The sequence below is a fragment of the Desulfosporosinus burensis genome (assembly GCF_054657535.1).
In genome coordinates, this window is the sequence record NZ_BAAHYN010000037.1 from 1 (window position 1) to 2,269 (window position 2,269).

A 2,269-nucleotide genomic window follows, 5' to 3' on the forward strand; every position below is an offset into this window, starting at 1 on the left:
TGTGTACGCTGAATTAAATAGTCCGAAAGCTGACGGTCTTGCCCGTCCCTAAGTTGACGAATATAATGACCATAACGTTATCCTTGAAGAAAGGAGAAAGACGCCTCTTTTTTGATGTGGTACTGCTACAACAGCATCACTAGAGACGTCCTCCCAATAACAACATGATCATTGTATCAAATTATTCGCTAGTTGAGAAGAAGTATAGGACTGGCGTTTTTTGTTAGGAGTGCGGAAAGCGTACCTTGCCCTTGTTGTGGGAAACTCTTAATCGTCATAGGCAGTCGTCATCGGGTATGGTTTCAAAGTTCTGGAGGAAGATCAATACTTATCATTCGCAGACTACGCTGTGAGTCATGTTTCAAGATTCACCATGAATTGCCGGACTTGCTTGTTCCTTACAAACGCTATGATGCGGAAAGTATTGAAGGTATTTTAAACGAACCACCACGCACCGACATTGCAGTGGATGAATCAACGATCTCACGTTGGAAACTCTGGTTTCTCACGTGGGTAGTCTACGCCCATGGCTGCTTACAGTCGATCTCAATTCGTTACAACCTTGCTGTGGAGAACTCGTCCGATCGACCACAGTCCGCACTCCTCCAACTTCTTGGACAGTTTGTCGGTACCGCAGACGGATGGATGAGTAGAACTGTCCAACCGATCGCAAATTCTCATCGTTGGAGACAGACCCGTTCTGCATTCATGTCCACCTTCATCTGAGATAGAATCATGCTAATCCCACGAAATGGAGGCGTTAGCAATGAAAGATCAGAAGAAAGCGGAAGAGATTGCAGCTGGGAGGGTACAACTTTTGTCACCGTTACTAGCAGACGGACTGGACCCAGCCAAGGCCCGTCAACTTAAAGTTGCCCTTTGTGCACAATCAGGTTTGTCAGAGCGTACACTGCGTCGGTATTTGGCGCAGTATCGAGAAGAAGGGTTCAGTGGACTTCTACCTAAAGGAAAAGGGGAAAAACAGACAGAGGCAATTCCTGCCCATCTCTTGGAACAAGCGATTCTATTGAGGCGTGAAGTTCCGAGTCGCAGTGTCAGCCAAATCATTCAAATCCTAGAATGGGAAGGAAAAGCACAACCCAAGCAGCTCAAACGAAGCACTTTACAAGAAAGGCTTATGGAACGCGGCTATAGCTCCCGGACCATGCGGATGTATACGAATGACGGAGCTGCGGCTCGAAGGTTCCAGAAACGACATCGCAATCAATTATGGCAATCCGACATAAAATATGGACCTTTTCTTCCGATCGGCCCGAACGGTACCCTCAAACAAGTGTATCTTGTTTTGTTTATTGACGATGCAACGCGTTACGTTCTTCACGGTGAGTTTTATCCAACGCTCGATCAGGCCATTGTGGAGGACTGCTTTCGAAAGTCTATCCAACAAAATGCGCTTCCTGAAGCCGTTTATTTTGACAATGGCAAGCAGTACCGCACTCGATGGATGGGTCGGACTTGCTCCAAACTAGGTATCCGATTGTTGTTTGCTAAACCCTATTCTCCAGAATCTAAGGGGAAGGTAGAACGCCTGAATCGTGTGGTTCAAAGTTTCCTCAATGAAGTCCTGCTCGAAAAACCGAAAACATTGGATCGACTTAACACCTGGTTTCAATTATGGCTTAGCGAATGCCACCAAAACAAGCCTCACACCGCACTGGGAGAGACGGCCAGTCCCGAAACTGCGTATCGGAGCGATCGCTCACCACTTCGATTCGTAGAACCTGAAATCTTAACGAATGCATTCCTCCATAGCGAAGAGCGCAAAGTGGACAAGTCCGGTTGCATTAGCTTTATGGGGAAAAAATATGAGGTAGGGCTACTCTTCATAGGAAGAAAGGTCCAACTCGTGTACGATCCCGCTGACATCACGGAATTAACCATCGAATACGAGGGTCATGCACCTTGGACGGTTCGTGAGCTAGTCATCAGGGAATGGTCTGGAAAACGTCCGGCGCTACCGGATCATATGCAACCAGAAAAAGCGGACGAATCGCGTTTACTTCGTGCAGCCGAGGAGCAGAATAAGCAACGAAACGAACGGCAAGCTCCTGCCGTCTCCTACCGAACAGTTCGGAAGGAGTTAGAAAAGCATGTATGAATCGTTCTACGGGCTGAGTCACACACCCTTCTCAAGGGATATTCCCACCGATAAATTGTACCTATCCAGCATACTGGAAGAAACGCTTGGTAGGCTCGAATATGCAGCAGAGCGTCAGTTGTTTGCCGTCATCACCGGCGACTGTGGGAC

2 protein-coding genes are annotated in these 2,269 nt (G+C 47.6%); both read left to right on the forward strand.

Annotation, left to right across the window (positions count from 1 at the left end):
* Nucleotides 1-192: 192 nt before the first annotated feature.
* Entirely contained in the window at nt 193-726 is a 534-nt protein-coding gene (locus ACYQ3Q_RS28165; RefSeq protein WP_459928140.1) for a DUF6431 domain-containing protein, read from the forward strand.
* A gap of 40 nt (nt 727-766) precedes the next feature.
* Nucleotides 767-2,119, forward strand: a complete 1,353-nt coding sequence (locus tag ACYQ3Q_RS28170) for a DDE-type integrase/transposase/recombinase (RefSeq protein ID WP_459928141.1) — start codon at nt 767-769, stop codon at nt 2,117-2,119.
* Nucleotides 2,120-2,269: the final 150 nt, after the last annotated feature.

Coding starts and splice junctions, on each gene's coding strand:
- ACYQ3Q_RS28170 (WP_459928141.1), top strand. CDS start 767: ATGAAAGATCAGAAGAAAGCGGAAGAGATTGCAGCTGGGAGGGTACAA.